Annotated in this window: 18 protein-coding genes; 14 read left to right on the forward strand and 4 right to left on the reverse strand. The window is 36.9% G+C overall.

Annotation, left to right across the window (positions count from 1 at the left end; genetic code table 11):
- Nucleotides 1-16 precede the first annotated feature (16 nt).
- The 5 genes from LGQ90_RS13145 (at nucleotide 17) to LGQ90_RS13165 (ending at nucleotide 7,303) form a co-directional block, all read left to right on the forward strand.
- Nucleotides 17-1,339: a gliding motility-associated protein GldE gene (locus LGQ90_RS13145; protein ID WP_229341658.1), complete on the forward strand. Its 1,323-nt coding sequence runs from the start codon at nucleotides 17-19 to the stop codon at nucleotides 1,337-1,339.
- On the forward strand, nucleotides 1,336-1,902 hold the full coding sequence (gene gldD / locus LGQ90_RS13150) for a gliding motility lipoprotein GldD (RefSeq protein WP_229341659.1): 567 nt from the start codon (nucleotides 1,336-1,338) through the stop codon (nucleotides 1,900-1,902). The genes LGQ90_RS13145 and gldD overlap by 4 nt, the downstream gene beginning before the upstream one ends.
- 86 nt (nucleotides 1,903-1,988) lie before the next feature.
- Nucleotides 1,989-4,949, forward strand: coding sequence for a SusC/RagA family TonB-linked outer membrane protein (locus LGQ90_RS13155; RefSeq protein ID WP_229341661.1), 2,961 nt, complete (start codon nucleotides 1,989-1,991; stop codon nucleotides 4,947-4,949).
- A 14-nt stretch (nucleotides 4,950-4,963) separates the two neighbouring features.
- Nucleotides 4,964-6,274 (forward strand): RagB/SusD family nutrient uptake outer membrane protein, encoded by a 1,311-nt coding sequence (locus LGQ90_RS13160; RefSeq protein ID WP_229341663.1) that lies wholly within the window; start codon nucleotides 4,964-4,966, stop codon nucleotides 6,272-6,274.
- Nucleotides 6,275-6,406: 132 nt separating this feature from the next.
- Entirely contained in the window at nucleotides 6,407-7,303 is an 897-nt protein-coding gene (locus LGQ90_RS13165; protein ID WP_229341665.1) for a DMT family transporter, read from the forward strand.
- A gap of 47 nt (nucleotides 7,304-7,350) precedes the next feature.
- On the opposite strand, the gene LGQ90_RS13170 is transcribed toward LGQ90_RS13165, so the two are convergent.
- The gene (locus LGQ90_RS13170) at nucleotides 7,351-9,417 is read right to left on the reverse strand and encodes a M16 family metallopeptidase (protein ID WP_229341667.1); all 2,067 of its coding nucleotides are present in this window, start codon (nucleotides 9,415-9,417) and stop codon (nucleotides 7,351-7,353) included.
- 20 nt (nucleotides 9,418-9,437) lie between these two features.
- Nucleotides 9,438-10,760, reverse strand: coding sequence for a M16 family metallopeptidase (locus tag LGQ90_RS13175; RefSeq protein ID WP_229341669.1), 1,323 nt, complete (start codon nucleotides 10,758-10,760; stop codon nucleotides 9,438-9,440).
- 168 nt (nucleotides 10,761-10,928) lie between these two features.
- Between LGQ90_RS13175 and LGQ90_RS13180 the strand changes: the two genes are divergently transcribed.
- The 4 genes from LGQ90_RS13180 to LGQ90_RS13195 all read left to right on the forward strand — a co-directional run bounded on the left by LGQ90_RS13180 (nucleotide 10,929) and on the right by LGQ90_RS13195 (nucleotide 12,718).
- Nucleotides 10,929-11,393: a DUF4199 domain-containing protein gene (locus LGQ90_RS13180; RefSeq protein ID WP_229342449.1), complete on the forward strand. Its 465-nt coding sequence runs from the start codon at nucleotides 10,929-10,931 to the stop codon at nucleotides 11,391-11,393.
- A gap of 118 nt (nucleotides 11,394-11,511) precedes the next feature.
- Nucleotides 11,512-12,033, forward strand: a complete 522-nt coding sequence (gene rplU / locus LGQ90_RS13185) for a 50S ribosomal protein L21 (protein WP_229341670.1) — start codon at nucleotides 11,512-11,514, stop codon at nucleotides 12,031-12,033.
- Between the two features lie 26 nt (nucleotides 12,034-12,059).
- Nucleotides 12,060-12,320: a 50S ribosomal protein L27 gene (gene rpmA, locus LGQ90_RS13190; protein ID WP_229341672.1), complete on the forward strand. Its 261-nt coding sequence runs from the start codon at nucleotides 12,060-12,062 to the stop codon at nucleotides 12,318-12,320.
- A gap of 101 nt (nucleotides 12,321-12,421) precedes the next feature.
- Nucleotides 12,422-12,718: a TIGR03643 family protein gene (locus LGQ90_RS13195; RefSeq protein WP_229341674.1), complete on the forward strand. Its 297-nt coding sequence runs from the start codon at nucleotides 12,422-12,424 to the stop codon at nucleotides 12,716-12,718.
- A gap of 58 nt (nucleotides 12,719-12,776) precedes the next feature.
- On the opposite strand, the gene LGQ90_RS13200 is transcribed toward LGQ90_RS13195, so the two are convergent.
- The gene (locus LGQ90_RS13200; RefSeq protein ID WP_229341676.1) at nucleotides 12,777-14,006 is read right to left on the reverse strand and encodes an LVIVD repeat-containing protein; all 1,230 of its coding nucleotides are present in this window, start codon (nucleotides 14,004-14,006) and stop codon (nucleotides 12,777-12,779) included.
- 153 nt (nucleotides 14,007-14,159) lie between these two features.
- On the opposite strand from LGQ90_RS13200, the gene LGQ90_RS13205 reads away from it, so the two are divergent.
- The gene (locus LGQ90_RS13205; protein ID WP_229341677.1) at nucleotides 14,160-15,461 is read left to right on the forward strand and encodes a DNA methyltransferase; all 1,302 of its coding nucleotides are present in this window, start codon (nucleotides 14,160-14,162) and stop codon (nucleotides 15,459-15,461) included.
- Here LGQ90_RS13205 and LGQ90_RS13210 read toward each other — a convergent pair.
- Complete coding sequence (locus LGQ90_RS13210) at nucleotides 15,458-16,291, reverse strand: hypothetical protein (protein WP_229341678.1); 834 nt, start codon at nucleotides 16,289-16,291, stop codon at nucleotides 15,458-15,460. The genes LGQ90_RS13205 and LGQ90_RS13210 overlap by 4 nt on opposite strands.
- A gap of 146 nt (nucleotides 16,292-16,437) precedes the next feature.
- Here LGQ90_RS13210 and miaB point away from each other — a divergent pair, with 146 nt between their 5' ends.
- The 4 genes from miaB (at nucleotide 16,438) to LGQ90_RS13230 (ending at nucleotide 20,666) form a co-directional block, all read left to right on the forward strand.
- Nucleotides 16,438-17,883: a tRNA (N6-isopentenyl adenosine(37)-C2)-methylthiotransferase MiaB gene (gene miaB / locus LGQ90_RS13215; RefSeq protein ID WP_229341679.1), complete on the forward strand. Its 1,446-nt coding sequence runs from the start codon at nucleotides 16,438-16,440 to the stop codon at nucleotides 17,881-17,883.
- A 32-nt stretch (nucleotides 17,884-17,915) separates the two neighbouring features.
- Entirely contained in the window at nucleotides 17,916-19,181 is a 1,266-nt protein-coding gene (locus LGQ90_RS13220) for a sigma-54 interaction domain-containing protein (RefSeq protein ID WP_229341680.1), read from the forward strand.
- Between the two features lie 103 nt (nucleotides 19,182-19,284).
- A complete protein-coding gene (locus LGQ90_RS13225) occupies nucleotides 19,285-19,788 on the forward strand; it encodes an LptE family protein (protein WP_229341681.1) in 504 nt (167 codons plus the stop codon).
- Complete coding sequence (locus LGQ90_RS13230; RefSeq protein ID WP_229341682.1) at nucleotides 19,788-20,666, forward strand: hypothetical protein; 879 nt, start codon at nucleotides 19,788-19,790, stop codon at nucleotides 20,664-20,666. Before LGQ90_RS13225 ends, LGQ90_RS13230 begins: the two co-directional genes overlap by 1 nt.
- The last annotated feature ends 1 nt before the right edge of the window (nucleotide 20,667 follow it).

The following is a 20,667-nucleotide window of genomic DNA, read 5'->3' on the forward strand; positions in this document are numbered from 1 at the left end:
ACTAAAATTTTTGCCTTTGGATTCGGAACCTCCCAGTTTGCTTTTGTTGTGGATCACCATGGGAATTACCCATCTTTTCAGCTTGATATTTTTATTTGTGCTATTATTATGTTCTGCCCTTATTTCGGGAGCAGAAGTAGCATTCTTTTCCTTAACCCCGGCTAACTTTATTACTGAAGACGGGAAAAGGTCCAAAACCCAAAATATCGTAATAAATCTCCTGGAAAAGCCTAAAAAGCTTCTGGCTACTATCCTTGTAGCTAATAATTTTATAAATATTGCCATAGTACTTCTGTTTGATAGTCTGGCCGATGATCTCTTCGCAGGAATAAACACCGAATTCTACGGAATAGATCTGCGCTTTTTCTTTGAAGTTGGTTTGGTAACTTTTCTTATTCTTCTTTTTGGAGAAATCCTGCCCAAAGTTTATGCAAGCAGAAATAAAGTTCAGTTTTCCAATTTTATGGCTTACCCTATAAACTTTTTGGATAGTTTTTTTACACCTTTAAGCACTCCCATGCGAGCCGTAACTCTATATTTTCATGAGAAATTCGGCAAACAGAGATCTTTTATAAGTATAGATCATCTTTCACAGGCTTTAGAGTTAACCAGTGAGGAAGACACCACCCGCGAAGAGCAGAAGATATTACAGGGAATTGTGAGTTTTGGGAATACAGACACCAAGCAGGTGATGCGGCCACGAATGGATATTTTCGCCCTGAATGAAGAAAGTTCCTACTCTGATATTATCCCTGAGATTATTGAAAATGGATATTCCAGAATTCCTGTGTACAGGGATAATGTAGATAACGTAATTGGGATATTATATATAAAAGACCTGCTACCTTACCTTAATAATAAAAATTTTGACTGGACCAGCCTGGTAAGAGAGCCTTATTTCGTACCCGAAAATAAGAAACTTGATGATCTTTTAAATGATTTCCAGAATAAGAAAAATCACCTTGCCATCGTTGTGGATGAGTATGGAGGCACCAGTGGTCTTATTTCTCTGGAAGATATCATTGAGGAAATTGTAGGGGATATTAGTGATGAATTTGATGATGAAGATCTTATTTACTCCAAACTTGATGAAAATAACTTTGTTTTTGAAGGTAAAACACCTCTGAAAGATTTTTATAAGATTGCTAAGATTGAAGATTCCACGGTTTTTGAAGACCAAAAAGGGGAAGCCGATACACTTGCAGGATTCTTATTGGAAATTTCAGGAGGTTTTCCTAAGAAGAACGATGAGATCCAGTTTTTAAATTACTCCTTTATTATTGAGGTTATAGACGATAAACGTATCAAACAAATAAAATTTAGTATTGCACCGGTATGAAAAAATTGATTTTGGCTATTATTGGGATTCTTTCGGTATGTATTTCATGTAAGAATGATCCGCAGCCAAAGCCAAAAGCTTTTCTCTCCCTGGAATATCCCTCTGCGCAATACAAAAGAATTGATTTTGGTTGTCCTTATTCTTTCGAAATTAATAGCCTTGCTGAAGTTTCTCCTTCCCGAAACCGTATTCCCTGCTGGATTGATCTTAATTATAGATCTATGAATGGAGTTGTTTTTATTACTTATCAGCCTGTAAAGAACAATCTTGACTCGCTTTTGATGGATGCGCAGAAATTACCGCTTCAGCATACAATAAAAGCAGATGTGATAGAAGGTGATGTTTATACCAATGAGTTTAATGAAACCTACGGAATATTTTATGAAGTAGACGGCGATGCCGCTTCCCAGGCCCAATTTTATCTTACAGATAGTACAGATCATTTTCTTACTGGGTCGGTTTATTTTAACAGTCTTCCAAATTTTGATTCCATTGTTCCAGCCGCTGAATATCTTAAGAAAGATGTGAGGCATATGATGGAAACTTTACGCTGGGAGGAATAAGGGGTTCGTAAAACAATTCTTAATTTATTGTTATTCTATTAAGAAAAATGCTTAATATTGTTAATATAACTATAAAATTAACAATTATGAGGCAGTTTTCTTTGAGTTATTTCAAAGTGATTCTCTTTCTGATCTGCCCTTCCTTGCTTTTTTCACAGGAAGTGCTTGAGGGTAGAACGATCAACGAAGCTACCGGTGAGGTAGTACCTTTCGTGAATGTGATCGAGAAAGGAACAAGTAATGGAACTACTAGTGATTTTGAAGGTAATTTTAGTCTCACGGTAGAGTCACTCCCCACGACCTTGGTTTTCTCATATTTAGGATTTGAAACTCAGGAGATAAGGTTCACAGATGATTCACCATCCACGATTAGATTAAGTGAGTCTGCTGCGGCTTTAGACGAAGTAGTTGTAACGGGTTTGGCGTCTTCTACCAAACGTTCCAATACTGCCAATGCTGTTGCTTCGGTTTCAGCAGAAGAATTAACGGGAGTTACTGTTCAATCTGGATTAGATGGAGCACTTTCGGGAAAATTTAACGGGGCAGAGATTAAAGCTAACTCGGGTGCTCCCGGAGGTGGTATTTCCATGCGTTTGAGAGGTGTTACCTCTATTTTTGGCGATCAACAACCGCTTTTTATAGTGGATGGTGTATACGTGGATAACTCTTCAATAGGCCTTGGGAATAATATTGTGAGCGAGGCTGCCGGAGGTGGAAATCCTTCAACCAATCAGGATGATGCTTCTAACCGTATCGCAGATATAGACCCACAGGATATCGAATCTGTAGAAATACTTAAAGGAGCTTCGGCTGCTGCTATTTATGGATCTCGTGCTGCCGGTGGTGTGGTGCTTATTACTACAAAAAGAGGAAAATTAGGATTGCCAAAAATTTCATTTTCTCAGGTTGTTGGATTAAGAAGTCCTACGCAGCTGCTAGGCTTAAGAGATTATACTCAGGAACAGATAACGGCATTGGGAGGACCTAACAATCCAACCTTAAATGATTACGAAGCTGAGCTTTTTGATAATACGGTTGTATCGTCTACCACTCGTTTTTCAACTTCCGGAGCAAATCAAAAAACAGACTATTTCTTTGGAGCAACTCATAGAAATGAGCCCGGATTGGTAGATAACACAGGATATAAGAAAAGTTCAATAAGATTGAATATTGGCCAGAGATTTAATGATTGGCTGGATCTTTATATTACCAGTAATTATATTAATTCTCAATCAGACAGGGGATTTTTTAATAATGGTAACGCAAATAGAACCGTTGGCTATGCTTTGGCTTTCACCTATCCCTGGGAAGACCTTTATCCTGTAGATGGGATATATCCTCCGGGAGGTGCTGGTTCTAACGTTCTTGAAACAGTAGCTTTAACCACGAACAGGGAGGAAGTTAACCGTTTTATAGGAAGTGCAAAAACTAACGTGAAGCTTTTAACTACAGATATTCAAAGGCTAAAATTGGTACTGGAAGGTGGATTCGATCAATACACCTTAAGAACTACGAGTATATTCCCGAGTGGACTTACTTACTTTAGGGATCCAACATCCTTGGGTGGTGTATCCATCTCTGGTAGTACCGTAAATACAAACTATAACTTATCTGCCTTCCTGGTACATAACCTTGATCTGGAAAATGGTCTGGCATTTACAACCCAGGCCGGAAGTTTCCTTCAGGATTTTAACCGGAATACTGTAATTACAATTGCCACTGGTTTAAACGGTTCCCAAACTAATTTGGGGCAATCTACTAATGTCTCGACTAATCAGGTTATAAGGCCTCAAAGGGATAAAGGATTCTTTGTTCAGGAAGAGATCAATTTTAAGGATCAGATTATTGGAACTGTTGGTGTGAGAGGGGATAAATCAACTAATAACGGAGATGCTAATGAGATGTACTATTATCCCAAGGCGAACTTGGCAGTTAATTTACATAAGTTTGATTTTTGGTCTATAGATGCACTTAGTGTTTTTAAGCCAAGGATCGCCTATGGGGAAGCAGGTCGTTTTCCCAATTTTAATGATCGATTCTCTTTGATGAATGCTCAGTTTATCGATGGATCTTCAGGCTTAAGCCCGGCGAATTTGAGAGGAAATTCAAATATTGGCCCGGAACGACAAAAAGAATTAGAATATGGTTTGGACTTCACGTTATTTGATAACAGACTCGATTTCTCAGTTTCATTTTATGATAAAACAATTGAAGATTTACTGATTCAATCACAATTCCCTACGTCTTCTGGTTTTACCACAGAGGTAGTAAATGGAGGAGAGCTTCAGAATAAAGGGATTGAATTAGGATTAAATGCCATTGTGATGCTGAAAGATGAATTTTCCTGGAATGCCAGTCTAAAGTGGTGGAAGAATAAATCTGAAGTGACCAGCCTGGATGTTCCGGCTTTCACCAATGGTGGTTTCGCAGCTGGCTTGGGGACGTTCCTTATTCAGGAAGGAAAAAGTGCTACTCAAATCGTAGGTACTTATGATCCTACTGCTTTTACAGCAGAAGAGATCGAAGCCAGGGATCCTGAAGGAGATGGATTCTTTGTTTATGGAAATGCAGAACCAGATTTTCAAATGTCCTGGTATAACGAAATTAAGTATAAAAACTTTGATTTTACCTTTCTGTGGCATTGGAAGAAAGGGGGAGATAATATAAATCTCACCACCTTATTGTATGATCTGGCAGGTACTACATGGGATTATAATGATACAGATTTAGATCCAAGTGGTCAGCTTAGTAATGGAGCTTATAGAGCAAGTCAGGCTTTTGTGAATCCGGGCCCTTTTATTGAAGATGCCGGATATTTAAAACTGAGAGAGATCGGGTTGTTCTATACTTTACCAGATAATTTCATCAAATATGCTTCAAATGTTAAGGTTGGTGTTTCAGGAAGAAACCTTATCAACATATTTGACTATAACAGTTATGATCCTGAAGTATCGAATTTCGGTAATAACGTACTGGCTAACAACGTTGAGGTTACACCTTATCCAATGTCAAGGTTCGTGAATTTTCATTTAAACGTTAACTTCTAAAAGAAAGAACAATCATGAAAAAATTATCAATTACATTCATCTTCATGTTTGCGTTAATACTCTTCCCGGGTTGCGAATTAGAAGATATAGAAAATCCAAATGCACCTACAGTAAGTAGTTTTGCTGAAGGGGCAAGTGCTGGTGATATTATGTTACTGGCTACTGGTCTGGAGGCCATTATGAGGAGTGATTTGGAGTTTCATTACGACACGGTTAGTATTTTAGGAAGGGAGTATTACGACCTAACAAGTGTAGACCCTCGTTTTACCGGTGAACTTTTGAAGGGACCTCTGGATAATAATGGATTTTTAACCACACGAGCTTATGCTGCCTGGTATAAAATCGTAAAATCGGCAAATATTCTTATTGAAGCCGTAGAGAATTCTGTAGCCGGATTGAGCGATGAGCAAAAGAATGATTATTATGGTTATGCTAAAACTTTAAAAGCATATGCATTATTAATGGTGGCTAACAGGCAGTATGAAAATGGAATTAGAATAGACGTGGCCGACCCTGATAACCTGGGTCCTAATGTGGGTTACTCAGAAGCACTTACTGCAATTATGAGTCTGCTTGATGAAGCAAATTCAGACCTTTCTAACGGTACATCAGATTTTGTTAGCTTAAGCTCTGGCTTTGATGGGTTTGACACCGCTTCTACTTTTAGCGAATTTAACAGGGCTATTGCCGCAAGAGTAGCACTGTACCAGGGCAATGATCAGTTAGTCCTTAATTTGCTGGAAGAATCTTTCTTTGATCTGGATGGAGACCTTTATGAGGGTCCAGCTCATGTTTTTGGCTTAACCGGTAACGATATACTTAACGCTCAATATCATGTGCCCTTACAGTCTGGCCAGGAGTTTATGGTTCATCCTTCCTGGATTAATGATGCTGCTTCGGGTGATTTAAGAGTGGAAGAAAAGTCGATAAAGTTGCAGGATACAGTTCAAACAGACGGGCTGAGGGCGATTCACCAGATCACAGTGTATGAAAGTAATGTAGACCCTGTTTATTTAATTAGAAACGAAGAGTTGATTCTGATCTATGCTGAAGCTAATATAGGTATAGATAATTCTGAAACAATTAAAGCAATAAATAGAGTTAGGAATGAAGCCGGGCTGTCAGATTATTCCGGACCAACTGACGATAATAGTTTACTTCAAGAAGTATTAAGACAGAGGAGATATTCCTTAATGGCTGAAGGCCATCGCTGGATCGATCTGAGAAGGTTAGATATGCTTAATGAAGCAAATATACCTTTAGATCGAACCGGGGATAATATCATAGATGCGTTTCCAACACCATTTACAGAGCAATTGAATTAATTATTATCAATATGATTTTTAAAGCCCTGGCATCTGTCGGGGCTTTTTAATATCCTTCAAATCTGAAACTAGAACGAAGTGGAAACCATTTCGAAAATCTATCTTCGCAGTCTCAATTAAAAATTTCAGACCGTGAAAAACCTTAAGTGGATCTATTTAATTATTCTTTCTATTGTTTGGGGAAGTTCTTTTATTCTGATCAAAAAAGCTCTGATAGGATTAAGTGCTTTACAGGTTGGTTCTTTCCGAATTATTTTTGCGGCTTTATTTCTCATTTTAGTAGGTTTTAAAAGCATTCGCAGGCTTACAAAACAACAGTGGAAGTGGATCGTGATTTCAGGTTTTCTGGGATCTTTTTTTCCGGTCTATTTGTTTGCATATGCAGAGACCGAAATTGATAGCGCTATTGCATCTATACTGAATGCAACAACTCCTTTATTAACGCTTGTCTTTGGAGTCTTATTCTTTAGGGCAGTATTTACCCAGAATAAAGTTTTAGGTGTTATAGTAGGTTTATTGGGAACTGCTGGCCTAATTTTTAGTGGGGCAAGTATTAATCCAGATCAGAATTATCTTTATTCTCTTCTTGTAGTGATTGCAGCAGCTTGTTATGCAATGAACGTGAATATTCTTAAAACCAGGATGAGTGATATTACGCCTTTAGGAATAACCGCCGGCAATTTTTCAGTGCTGCTTATTCCGGCGCTGCTAATATTATACTTTTCAGAATTTAATTTATCTGAAGTGACTAATGATATGCAGGCTTCCCTCGTTTATGTGGGGATTTTAGGCATCGTGGGAACCGGGGTTGCGATGATCATTTTTAATAAGCTTGTTCAAATTACAGATCCTGTATTTACCACTTCGGTCACCTATACTATTCCCGTTGTTGCTTTAGGTTGGGGGATTCTTGATGGTGAGGTTTTTAGTTTCTGGCAGCTTATTTCTTCTTTTGTGATTTTACTGGGAGTGTTTATTGTGAATCGCTCAAAAGATATTATTTCAAAATTCAGAAAACAAGCTATATAAAAAAAGCCCCATTTCTGGGGCTTTATAATTCTTATGTTTATTAAGGATTATTCTGTAGCGAAATCTTCTTCAGATACTCCTTCATTTACAAGTATTTCTGAAACCTTAAATTCAAAAGATTGAGGTCCCATACTTTGGGCGATCATAAATGGAAACTTAACTCCTTCTACTTCTTTATAATCACTGAACATGGTTGGGATAGTCATGGACTGTCCTCCCTGATTTACCGTTTTCACAGATTTAATTTTCAATCCGCTTTCAACGGAATAGAAATTTTTATTGTTTTCATCCATCATAACCACATAGGCGTCTTTACCGTCTACCTGTTCAATTCCATTAACTTTGGCGTCACCAACAGTCAATTCTGGAAACGGAGTGGCATCAGCTTTCGCAGCTTCAATCTGTTCTTCATTATAAGGCATCTTTTGTCCCTGAGCCATTACAAATCCAGATTCTCCATCAAAAACGTTCTTGTTCATCACGTTTCCATTCATAGAGATTGCCTGGGAAGATTTACCTTCAGCAGTTTGCTTAGCTTCCAGATTTAAAGTCATTCCCTGGATTTCAGCATCAGCTTTCATTACAACACTTTCTACTTTTTCTACAGCATCTTTACCACCAATAGCTTCAATATATTTAGAAAAAACTTTTTCAGCAGTTACAGAAGGGTCTACTTTTTTAGCTTCCGGCTTTTCAGTTTTTCCACCAAACCTGTTATAATAATTAATAGGAAAGGTCTTGCCATTGTAGGTCATTTTTTCAAGATTCTCTAAGACATCTGAACCTTTACCTGCAATTACAATTCTTGAGTTATCTGCAAGAAAATATTTCTTGGCTACTCTTTGTACGTCCTCTTTAGTTACCTCGTCTATCTTTTCAAGATATTCTTCATAGAAGTTATCATCAAGATCTTCAGTTTCTATCTCCATGGCGAAATTAGCGATGGTAGACGGCTGCTCTAAAGAAAGTACAAAATCTCCGGTGATCTTAGCTTTGGCATTTGCAAGTTCGCTATCTGTTACCTTCTCATTTCTAATTTTGTATATCTCGTCAAGAAATGCAACTACAGAGCTATCTGTAACTTCGTTTCTAACACTTGCACTAGCTACAAAAGTAGATGCATATTTATCATTTCCAGCACTGGAATATGCTCCGTAAGTATAACCTTTATCTTCACGTAGGTTAAGGAACAATCTAGCTTCACCACCTCCACCAAGGATTTTATTGGCGATTAGTACCGGGAAGTAGTCATCATCTTTTTTCTTAAGATCTATGGTATTAACTAAAGCAATCTCACTTTGAACAGCGTTAGGCATATTCACGAAATCGATCTCAGTTTTTTCTACGTTTGAAACCGCAGGCACATTTGCCTTAGGGATATCGTTTCCTTTCCAGTTAGCAAAGTTCTTTTTTACAAGATCTTTTACTTCATCTTCATCTACATCTCCAACGATCACCAAATAAGCGCTCTTAGGAGAAAACCAAGTATTGTAGTATGATTGAACATCAGAAAGTTTAAGGGCATTTACAGTTTCTTCGGTAGAGAATTCGCCGTAAGGGTGATCTTTTCCGTATGCAAGTGCAGAGCGTACTCTTCTTGCGTTATAGGAAACGTCCTTCTCACTGCTTTTCAATCCATCAATCGTTCTTGCCTTAGATTTATCGAATTCTTCCTGAGTGAACTGTGCATTTACAATTCCGTCTGCCATAAGTTGTAAGACTTCCGGAAAGTATTTTGATAAGGTGTTGGCATTTGCTCCACCAGCATAGAAATTCAGTCTTGCACCAAGAAAATCAACTTTTTCGTTGAATTCATCTTTAGACATATTCTTGGTTCCGGTTCCTAAAAGATCCCCGGTAAGTCCTGAAACACCTGCTTTGGCGCCTTCGGTATGTGGCGGATTGTCAAATCTTAAAGACATGGCCACTCTGGGTAATTTATGATTTTCAACGATCATTACCTGTAACCCATTGTCTAGATCAAAAGTTTCAGGTTCTTCAACGTTTACTTTTGGAGCAGGTCCCGGTTCGGGCATCGTGCTTCGGTCTATTTGAGCTGAAACTCCGGCAGACATTAAAAGAAAAGCTGCGAGAGTTAATATATTGTTTCTCATTTTATTCAATTTTTTATTTATTATTCTGCCTGTTCGCTAGCAGGTAAGTATTCTAATACTACTCTCTGGCTTGGTTTCAGGTATTCTTTCGCAACTCTCTGAATATCTTCACGAGTAATGTCGCGATAGATCTCGATCTCATCATTAATAAGATCTGTATTTCCGTAAAGCAGGTAGTTGCTTGCTAAGGAGTTTGCGATCCCCGCAACACTGGAATTTGAATTTACGAAACTGTTTTCAGCTTTGTTTTGAAGTTTTTGAAAGTCTTTTTCAGAAATCATCTCATTTCTCAGTTTGGCGATCTCTTCTTCAATTTCAGTATTAAGAGTCTCCAGTGAAGTTTCTCCTAGAGGAATACTGAAAATAAGATACATTCCATAATCTTCCTGTTCCAGGTTAAAAGCACCTACCTGTAGAGCTTGTTTTTGCTCGTCTACAAGTTTTTTATAAAGTTTAGAACTGTTCCCGTCACTTAGGTAATCTGAGATCATATTTAATACATACGAATCTTTTTTAGTGAAAGCAGGAGTCCTGTACCCAATTACTGAAGCAGGGATCTGAATGTTAGAATCATATGCTTTTGCATTGATCTGTTCTGTAATAGGATCTTCCTTAGGATAATCTCTGGTTATCTCTTCACCTCTTTCGATGGGTCCAAAATAATCCTTGATCATTTTTTTTGTTTTGTCTATTTCAATATCTCCTGCAACTACCAATACGGCATTGTTAGGCACATAGTATTTTTCGAAATAAGCCTTGAACTCATCCAGGGTGGCAGCATCAAGATCTTCCATATAGCCAACGTTAGGATCTTTATACGGATGTTTTTCAAACATATTCTCCTGCATAGACTGCAGAAGATTCCCGTAAGGTGAATTATCATAACGAAGTCTTCTTTCTTCTTTCACTACTTCATTTTGTGTATCAACACCTTTTTGACCAATAATAGGATGCATCATTCTTTCAGACTCCATCCATAGTCCCAGTTCAAGGTTGTTTGATGGGAATACTTCATAATAATAGGTTCTGTCCTGACTTGTATTGGCATTGTTGCTTCCACCATGAGAACTTACGATCTCGAACCATTTACCGTTAGGGATATTTTCAGTTCCTTCAAAAAGAAGATGCTCAAAGAAGTGAGCCATTCCTGTTCTGCCATCTTCACGATCCTTCCCTCCGACATGATACATTACCGAGGTGGTGACTACCGGTGCAGAATTATCCTGATGTAAGATAACGTGCAACCCGTTGTCTAAATCATACTCAGTGAATTCTACTTCCTGAGCGAAACCTACTATTCCTATAAGGAAAAAGCAGGCAACAAGTTTTAGTTTGTTAATCATTTTAAAATAGGTTTTTTTCAATTGTACAAATTAGTAACTATTAGGGCTAAAAAGTTACAATATTTTGTGCTAAATATCACTTCTGTGCGAGATGTGTTAAAATTAACATGCTGTTAAGGTAAAAACCGGTACATTTTTTAGAAATTTACTATGAAATTAAAAGATGCTATGGGTAAATTCAGTATTCCAATTAAATATGGAGTGGCAATCGCTGCCGGTCTTATTGCTTATTTTTTAATACTTTCACTTTTTGGGGCTCATGTTAATCCTATATATAGTTTATTCAACGGGGTGATCATGGCTTACGGAATGTTTGAGGCGCTTAAGCATTATAGGCTGCATAAAGGAAACAAGTTCAAATATCAAAAAGGATTTATGGCTAGCCTCCTAACAGGCTTTAATGCCACCATCATATTTACGATCTTCTTTGGCTTATACGCAACAGAATTCAACCCTGGGTTCCTGGATGACCTCATTACCGTATGGATTACAGATTATAATACGAATATTGGGATTGTACTCTTTGTAGTTGCAATTATGGGGTTTGCAACTAGTTTAGTGCTTACTCTCGCTTATATGCAGTTATTTAAAGATTCCTGGAATACCAAAGAGGCTAAAAAGCATACTCTGTAGACGGATCTTGAAAAGATAAAAAACCTTTGTCAATTAATTAATTAGGATTATATTTGCACCCGCTTGCGTGAAAACGTGAGTTCTAATTTTTAAGTATTTAAATAATTAATTATACGCTATGTACGCAATTGTAGAGATAGCAGGGCAGCAATTTAAAGTTGCAAAAGACCAGAAGGTTTACGTAAATCGTTTAGCAGGTGAAGAAGGAGACAGTGTTTCTTTCGATAAGGTATTACTTACTGCAGATGGTGATGATGTAACCGTTGGCGCCCCGGCTATAGATGGAGCTCTTGTTGGAGCTAAAATCAACCGTCACTTAAAAGGTGATAAAGTTATTGTATTCAAGAAGAAAAGACGTAAAGGTTACCGTGTTAAAAATGGTCACCGTCAGGCTCTAACAGAGATTCTTATTGAAGGAATAGACCTTAAAGGTGGTAAAAAAGCTACTTCAACTAAAAAGGCTGAGCCTAAGAAAGAAGAAGCAAAAAAGGAAACTAAGAAGCAGGAAACCAAAACTGATAATAAATCAGAAGACCTTAGTCAAAATACAGTGGTAGAGCTGAGAGAAATGGCTAAAGAAAAAGGTGTTGAAGGTTACTCTTCTATGAAGAAAGCAGAATTAATTGCTGCATTAAGCTAAATTTAAACTACTAAAAACGAAATAAAATGGCACATAAAAAAGGAGTTGGTAGTTCCAAGAACGGTAGAGAGTCAGAATCGAAACGCTTAGGTGTGAAGATATTTGGTGGTCAAGCTGCTATCGCTGGAAATATTATCGTAAGACAAAGAGGTACTGCGCATCGTCCAGGTGACAATGTGTATGCAGGAAAAGATCATACTTTACACGCTAAAGTAGATGGCCTTGTAAAGTTTACAAAAAAGAAAGATGATAAATCTTATGTTTCTATTGAGCCTTTCGAAGCTTAATTAAAAACACATATTTTATAAAAGAACCCTTTCTAATGAGAGGGTTTTTTTATGTCAGTAAACGAAAATTGTTTAACTTTAAAAATAAAAAATTAAACAAAATGAACATTAGCAAAGAATTTGATTTTAATGAAAGGCAGGTAGACCGAATTATTTCAATGGCCTGGGAAGATAGAACTACCTTCGAAGCTATAGAATATCAATTTGGGTTAACTGAAAAACAGGTTATCAAATTGATGAAAGAACAGATGCATCCACGTAACTGGAGAAAATGGAGAGCCCGGGTACAGGGAAGAAAAACAAAACATGAAAAATTAAGAAGTAATTCTGTAGATAGATTCAAAAGCAATTCTCAAAGACTTATTACGGGAAATAGAATTTCAAAAAAGAAATATTAAATAAAAAAAATCCCTGCGATTAGGCAGGGATTCTCAAAAAACCAAACAAAAAAGGGAATTAATTTAAAGTGAAAGTACTTATTAAATTAATCTCGTCACCCTTATAAGAATACTGATAAAGTGTATTGTCCCCAACCATAAGCAATCTCTCCTCAAGGGGGATGACATCATAGGTGTTAATGTTACTGAATTGATCGATATACTCAAGGTTAGGGGTGTCTTCTATTCCAAATATTTTTAAACCGGCAGTGCCATCGCACACAAATAGCCAGTTGTCTTTAATTCCCAGGCCGTAGGGATTTACCATTCCGTAAGAATTTACCAACTCGGGATTTGCTTTATCTGTAATATCTACAATTTCTAACTGATTCAAATCCTGACCACACGCATTACCGCCACGAATAGTTACATATGCATAATTATCTTTTACTACCACCGGGTCACACCCGCGAACATGTTGTAAAAAAGAGAGCTTCTTTGGATTAGCAGGATTTTCAATATTATAAATATACATTCCGGTACTGCTTCCCAGGTATAGATGATCTTCATAGTTGAAAATGGTTTCTACCTGCCAGCCTACATATTCATTGCTTAATCTTTTAGGTGATGCAGGAACTGATATGTCAAAAGCTGAAAGTGAAGATTCATCGGCTACATATAAATAATCACCGTTAAGGCTAAATCTGGCCATGCTGCCGCCTGTGCCTGTGTTACCACCGCCACTATCAGCATTTGAAAATTCAGGCATTCCCACATCGTCCCTTGCATATTCAATCTTTCTGGTCTCGATCAAATAGCCTATAATAACTTCTTCTGATGGATCAAAGTTCTCAAGATCTACGTAACCAACTCCCTGAGGAGCGGTAGCATAATAATTTGGAAAAACATCCTGAACCCTTCCAATTTCCGATATCTTATTGATATTACTAATATCAAAGACTACCAGGTCCATTCCATTATCAGCATAAAGCTTTTCGTCCTTTATGGCGATGTCCATATTTCTCGGGATCTTAAGGAATTTGATGTTTTGTGGATTGAAAGGATCGGTGTTGTCTATAATATGAACACCTTCGTTTTTATCATTGATGAATATATAATCTTTCCAGGCATATATTTTCCCTGATTCCTTTATTGTCCTGGGTTCCTGAACCTTTACAGAAGCTCTGAAATCTGCAATAGACTGTGTTACCGGAACGGCCACATTGGTAAGATTGGGGTCCTGATCTTCTTCACAGCTAATGAAACCTAAGAAAATAAATAAGAAAGGGAAAAGTAGTAGCCTTTTCATTTTTAAACCAGTTAGTATCCTATAGATGCAGTTAAAAAGAAAAGGTTGCGTAGATATTTATAAATTTTTGTAATTATCAAACAAGATGTTAATAAATAAATTAAGTCACTGCTATTTTTATGTTATTATTCGTTAATTTGCGTAAAAAGGATTATGAGAAATACTGATTTTTTAACTTTAGAAGAAGTAGCTGAAAATCTTAAGGTTACTAGACAAACGGTGTCAAAATATATTCAAAATAGCGATCTAAATGCTATCAAAATAAATAAAAGTTATAGAATCACTGTTGATGATTTTAAAAGTTTCATTTCGGAAAACTCTACCGCATCTGAACCTCAAATTAAATACTTACGAAAGACTAGAAATTGTTTGTTGTCATATGAGGATAAAATAGATGAATTTGAAATTTTAAATACATATCCTAAAGGCGATTTTCAAGTTATTGAACAAAACCATGGAGATAAAGAAAATGTATTTTTATTTGGAGATAATTATTTCGTTTTAAAAAAATTATTAGAAGATTATACCGGAAAAATTGATTTGATTTATATAGACCCACCGTTCGGGACGGGTCAAGATTTTAATTCGCTAGATAACCAAGCTGCATATTCTGATAAACTTATAAATAGTGAATTTTTAGAATTTATTAGAAAAAGACTTTTTATTTTAAGAGAGTTACTTTCAGATGAAGGTAGTATTTATCTGCATATAGATAAGAAAATTGGTCATTATGTTAAAATAATAATGGATGAAGTTTTTGGGTTTAATAATTTCATTAATGATATAACTAGAATTAAATGTAATCCAAAGAATTTTTCAAGAAGTGCTTATGGTAACTACTCCGATATGGTTTTGTATTATGTAAAAAATAGAGATAAACAGATTTGGAATGACATTAGAGAAACTATGTCAATTGAAAAGAGGAAAGAGTTGTTTCCGAAAAACCATCCACAACTCGGTTTTTACACTACAAATCCAATCCATGCACCTGGAGAAACAAAAGATGGAGATACTGGCTTAGAATGGAACGGACTCTATCCTCCTAAAGGAAGGCATTGGAGGTATTCACGAAAGGTGCTTACGGAGCTTGACAATAAAGGTTTGATAGAATGGTCGAATACTGGTAATCCAAGAAAGATCGTATTAGCCAAAAATCACAAGGGATTTAAAATACAAGATGTATGGGAATATAAAGATAAAGGACTCTCTTTTGCGTCTTATCCAACTCAGAAAAATGAACAATTACTTAAACGGATAATAACTAATTCATCTTATACTAATTCTATTGTATTGGATTGTTTTGCAGGATCGGGCAGTACCCTTAAAGCAGCAAATGAATTAAATAGAAGATGGATAGGTATTGATAATTCTACACATTCTTATAATGTGATTAAGAAAAATTTTGAAAAGGAAAGTATTAAGTGTAATTTTTTGGAATATATATCTAGGGACTAAAGAAAGGATTTTAAATAATCATTCAGCAGTAGTGAGCTAACAATATCGTAAGGAGACTCTTGAACTAGTACATTTGCTTTATCATTTATTATTGAGTTATTTAGTTTTCTTATAGCCCAAGGGAATCCATCAATAATTCCTATACGAATAACTGCGCCTCTTTGTTCCTTGCAAAAATCTAAAACATCTCTAACTTGATGATTTTGATTCCCGCCAGATCTGCCTATCCATTTTGCTTCACCAATAATATATGTGTTATTAACTTTGGCAACTAAATCTGGTCGTTTCCTCAAATTTTGGGATAGTTTATTATTTACGAAATCCTTGCCTTCCGTTTCTGAGGAACTGAGTATAAATATGCCAGCTGATGATTCTTCGAAATCTTTGGAATTCAAAAGGTTAAAGTTTTTTCGGAGCCATGTAGTGAACATAGGTCCCATTTGGGTGTTTAATTTTGGAGCAGACTCTAAATGAATAATTAATTCCTCTGCCTCCATAGCATATAATGTATTGGCTATTCGTTGGATTTGTTTAGGATTTTTTTCAAGACAATAAAGGACTTGTTTTATCATAAAAGCTAAAGGCTCGTCGTACGGAAACTTAACCTCACCTTGGAGAATTTCGATTAATTCAGTAGTTCTTCTACCTTGGTGAGCAGAAATAATTCTTCTTTTTAATCTGGGCTCAAGATGAACAGGAATGGCCGATTCTAATGGATATACTTCTAATAAATTATCTAAATAAGGAGTGTTTTCGAATAATTCAATACTCTTTAAAACCCATTCATTGAGTTCATGTCTTTCATTTTCTATATCTATTACTCTATCCATTAGATTAATTTGAATTTCAAACATACGATTTTTTAGAAAAGTGCATCTCTGAGAAAAAAGATATATTTTTTACTCTGTCAATTTGTCACGGCTTATCGAAAAACATATCTTTGCCAATCTAAAAACCGACAGGTTACTTAAGAATTATGGAGAAGGTAATAGACGAGAAAAAGCAGGGAAACTCATTGGTAATCGAGCCTAAGGCTGAGAATGGGCGTAAATTGTTTATAGAAAGTTACGGCTGTGCAATGAATTTTAGCGATAGCGAAATTGTAGCCTCCATTCTCTCCAAAGAAGGTTTTAATACCACTCAAAATCTGGAAGAAGCAGATCTTGTTTTGGTAAATACCTGTTCTATAAGAGAGAAGGCAGAACAAACAGTGCGTAAACGTTTGGAGAAATATAATGCCGTAAAAAGGATAAATCCTAAGATGAAAGTGGGCGTACTTGGATGCATGGCTGAGCGGCTAAAGAACAAATTCCTGGAAGAAGAAAAGATCGTTGATCTTGTGGTGGGGCCAGATGCTTATAAAGATCTCCCCAATTTGATAAATGAAGTTGAAGAGGGGCGTGACGCAATAAATGTCATTTTAAGTAAAGAAGAAACCTATGGGGATATCTCACCCGTGAGATTACAGACCAATGGAGTTTCCGCCTTTGTTTCTATTACCCGTGGTTGCGATAATATGTGTACTTTTTGTGTGGTACCTTTTACCCGCGGACGTGAAAGAAGCCGGGATCCCCAAAGTATTGTGGAGGAGGTAAACGACCTTGCAGCTAAAGGATATAAGGAAATTACCCTTTTAGGACAGAATGTTGACTCTTATTTATGGTATGGTGGTGGGCTCAAAAAAGACTTTAAGAATGCTACTGAAATTCAAAAAGCAACGGCTACTAATTTTGCCGGACTTTTGAGACTGGTTGCGGAAGCCCAGCCAAAGATGAGAATTCGGTTTTCTACCTCCAATCCGCAGGATATGACCATGGACGTAATTGAAGCAATGGCGCACTATAGAAATATTTGTAATTATATACATCTGCCAGTGCAAAGTGGAAGTGATCGTATTCTGAAAAAGATGAATCGTCTGCACACCAGAGAGGAATATTTCAGGCTGATTGATAATATCAAGGAGATGATCCCAAATTGCGGAATTTCACATGATCTTATTGCCGGTTTCCCTACCGAAACTGAAGAAGATCATCAGGATACCCTTTCTTTAATGGACTATGTAAAATATGATTTTGGGTATATGTTCACCTATTCAGAAAGACCCGGGACTACCGCAGAGCGTAAGTTGGAAGATGATGTTCCGGAAGAAGTTAAGAAAAGGAGACTTCAGGAGATTGTAGATCTTCAGCAAAAACATAGCAGGAGAAATACCAAACAGGCGATTGGAACTGTGGTGGAGGTATTGATCGAGAAAGAGTCAAAAAAATCTGATACACATTGGAGCGGCCGGAATGAACGCAATACGGTCACCGTTTTTCCAAAAGAAAACTATAAAATTGGTGATTTTGTGAATGTGAAAATTTACGATTGTACCAGTGCAACCTTAATAGGTGAGCCCATAGGATTAAGTGATAATAATTAAATAATTCCTGAATTTCAGGATCTAGAATATATATGGAATCAGTTCAGGCAATTAAGCAACGTTTCGGGATAATAGGTGATGACCCAAAACTTAATCGCGCAGTTGAAAAGGCGATACAGGTGGCTCCAACAGATATCTCTGTGTTGGTCACGGGTGAAAGCGGTGTGGGGAAAGAAAGTATCCCCAAGATTATCCACGCATTATCCCATAGAAAACATGGAAAATATATAGCGGTTAACTGTGGGGCCATCCCTGAAGGAACCATAGATAGCGAGCTTTTTGGTCATGAGAAAGGCGCTTTTACCGGAGCTACCCAGACCAGGAATGGTTATTTTGAAGTGGCTGATGGTGGAACAATCTTTTTAGATGAAGTAGGAGAATTACCATTGCCAACTCAGGTAAGATTGCTTCGTGTTCTTGAAAATGGAGAGTTTATAAAAGTGGGTTCTTCCAAAGTTCAAAAGACGAATGTACGTATAGTTGCGGCTACGAATATCAACATGTTCGAATCGATCCAAAAGGAAAAATTTCGTGAAGATCTTTATTATCGTCTAAGTACGGTAGAGATCAATCTGCCTCCACTTAGAGAAAGGAAAGATGATATTCATTTGTTATTCAGGAAATTTGCGTCAGATTTTGGGCTGAAGTATAAAATGCCCACCATCAAACTTGAAGACGATGCGGTGGCTTTACTTCAAAAATACCGTTGGGGAGGAAATATTCGTCAGCTTAGAAATATTGCTGAACAGATCTCGGTATTGGAGCAAACCAGAATTATTTCTGTTGAAAATCTAAGGCATTATCTTCCGGATGTAGGGAGTAATCTTCCCGCAATAATTTCAGATAAGAAAAAGGAGGGCGATTTTAGCAATGAAAGAGAGATACTTTATAAAGTTCTTTTCGATATGAAAAATGACCTGAACGATCTTAAAAAGCTTACCCTGAAATTAATGCAGGAAGGTGACAGCAAGCAGGTACAGGATGAAAATGAAGGTCTTATTCAGAAAATTTATGGAAATAGCGGAGACGATATTGACGAAGCCGATATTGATGAAGATGAATTGAATGTACTTCAGATTCCGCAGAAAAATTCAGATACAGCACGACAGGAAGAAAAAGATAAGTATTATTTTGCTGAAGAGATTGAAGAGGAAGAAACCCTTTCTTTGCAGGACAAGGAACTGGAGCTTATTAAAAAATCTTTGGAAAGGCATAGTGGGAAAAGAAAAGCGGCTGCTGAAGAATTGGGAATTAGCGAAAGAACCCTTTACCGAAAGATCAAACAATATAATTTGTAGATATAAGCTATCGGCTTTATGCTATAAGCGTTTGCTCCGAAATTTAGTATTTTGGTTCTCAAATAGCTTAGGGCTTAGAGCTTAAGGCTTACAGCTAAAACATATGAAAAAACTTATTTTAATATTTTGCTCAATCTTACTATTAACGCTACAATCTTGCGGGATCTATTCCTTTACAGGTGCAGACACCGGTGATGCTGAGACTTTTCAGGTAAACTTTTTTCAGAATAATGCCGATCTTGTGGAACCGGGAATAGACAGAGCTTTTACGATTTCTTTACAGGATCTCATTCAAAATCAAACCAGTCTTAGTCTTACTAATAATAACGGAGATTTGATTTTTGAAGGGGAGATCACCCAGTATTATATTTCGCCTATGTCTGCAACCGCAGAAAATACCGCTGCGCAGAATAGATTGACAATTACGGTGAATGTTAGGTATTATAATACGTTGGAACCAGAAAAGGATTTTGAGAATAGATTCTCCTTTTACTACGATTATCCAGCCGAGACTCAACTTGTGGGAGCAGCCTTGGAAACTGCCCTGGATGAAATTTATACCAGATTAACTCAGGATATTTTTAATGCAGCATTGACAGATTGGTAATGGAGGTAAAAGAACTCACATATCTTTTAGAGAACCCTGGGGAGATCACTTCGGAACAAACGCGTGAAATAGAAAGGATACTTGGAAAAGCTCCATATTTTCAGGCGGCCAGGGCTATAAGATTAAAAGGTTTAAAGGAGCATCAGGAGTTCAGTTATAATTCTGCACTCAAGAAAACTGCTGCTTATACTACAGATAGAAGTATTCTTTTTGATTTTATTACTTCACCGGAATTCAATCAAAATCAGATCGCGAAACAAATTCGTGAGCAGGAGGAAAGACTGAAACAGATCACCGTTTATGAAGCGGAAGAAGTGCATGGTAAAAGGAGCCTTGATATTAACGAGGCGATAAAGATGAAGCAATCTGAGTCTGAGAGAGTAATGGATCCTGCCTTATTCGAAAGACCATTAGCTTCAGAAATAATTAAAGAAAAGCCTGCAGAAAAACAGGAATCCTCTGAAGAAAAACTGGGAATTGGAAAGCCTCTTGAATTTGACGGTAAAGAGTCACATTCTTTTTCAGAATGGTTAAAACTTACCAAAGCACAACCGATAGAGAGAGAAGAGGAAAAAGCAGCACCGGAAACAGATGAAGGTCGTTTAAGAAAATTCGAACTTATTGAAGAGTTCATTTCTAAAAATCCTAAAATTAAACCCGGGAAAATTGCCAATAAGGCCAACCTTGCCGAAGATAGCTTGACCGCGCCAGAATCCTTGATGACAGAGACTTTAGCCAAGGTTTATTTAGAACAGAAAAACTATAAAAAAGCCACTCAGGCATATAAAATATTAATTTTGAAAAATCCCGAAAAAAGTGGTTTCTTTGCAGACCAAATTCGGGCAATAGAGAAATTACAAGATATTAATAACGAATAAG

The organism is Christiangramia sediminis, assembly GCF_020552705.1.
Lineage (GTDB): Bacteria > Bacteroidota > Bacteroidia > Flavobacteriales > Flavobacteriaceae > Christiangramia > Christiangramia sediminis.

Bases quoted from the DNA above. Each gene is read 5' to 3' on its own strand.
- gldD (WP_229341659.1), top strand. From the start codon at position 1,336: ATGAAAAAATTGATTTTGGCTATTATTGGGATTCTTTCGGTATGTATT.
- LGQ90_RS13155 (WP_229341661.1), top strand. From the start codon at position 1,989: ATGAGGCAGTTTTCTTTGAGTTATTTCAAAGTGATTCTCTTTCTGATC.
- LGQ90_RS13160 (WP_229341663.1), top strand. From the start codon at position 4,964: ATGAAAAAATTATCAATTACATTCATCTTCATGTTTGCGTTAATACTC.
- LGQ90_RS13170 (WP_229341667.1), bottom strand. From the start codon at position 9,417: ATGAGAAACAATATATTAACTCTCGCAGCTTTTCTTTTAATGTCTGCC.
- LGQ90_RS13175 (WP_229341669.1), bottom strand. From the start codon at position 10,760: ATGATTAACAAACTAAAACTTGTTGCCTGCTTTTTCCTTATAGGAATA.
- LGQ90_RS13180 (WP_229342449.1), top strand. From the start codon at position 10,929: ATGGGTAAATTCAGTATTCCAATTAAATATGGAGTGGCAATCGCTGCC.
- rplU (WP_229341670.1), top strand. From the start codon at position 11,512: ATGTACGCAATTGTAGAGATAGCAGGGCAGCAATTTAAAGTTGCAAAA.
- rpmA (WP_229341672.1), top strand. From the start codon at position 12,060: ATGGCACATAAAAAAGGAGTTGGTAGTTCCAAGAACGGTAGAGAGTCA.
- LGQ90_RS13195 (WP_229341674.1), top strand. From the start codon at position 12,422: ATGAACATTAGCAAAGAATTTGATTTTAATGAAAGGCAGGTAGACCGA.
- LGQ90_RS13200 (WP_229341676.1), bottom strand. From the start codon at position 14,006: ATGAAAAGGCTACTACTTTTCCCTTTCTTATTTATTTTCTTAGGTTTC.
- LGQ90_RS13205 (WP_229341677.1), top strand. From the start codon at position 14,160: ATGAGAAATACTGATTTTTTAACTTTAGAAGAAGTAGCTGAAAATCTT.
- LGQ90_RS13210 (WP_229341678.1), bottom strand. From the start codon at position 16,291: ATGGATAGAGTAATAGATATAGAAAATGAAAGACATGAACTCAATGAA.
- miaB (WP_229341679.1), top strand. From the start codon at position 16,438: ATGGAGAAGGTAATAGACGAGAAAAAGCAGGGAAACTCATTGGTAATC.
- LGQ90_RS13220 (WP_229341680.1), top strand. From the start codon at position 17,916: ATGGAATCAGTTCAGGCAATTAAGCAACGTTTCGGGATAATAGGTGAT.
- LGQ90_RS13225 (WP_229341681.1), top strand. From the start codon at position 19,285: ATGAAAAAACTTATTTTAATATTTTGCTCAATCTTACTATTAACGCTA.
- LGQ90_RS13230 (WP_229341682.1), top strand. From the start codon at position 19,788: ATGGAGGTAAAAGAACTCACATATCTTTTAGAGAACCCTGGGGAGATC.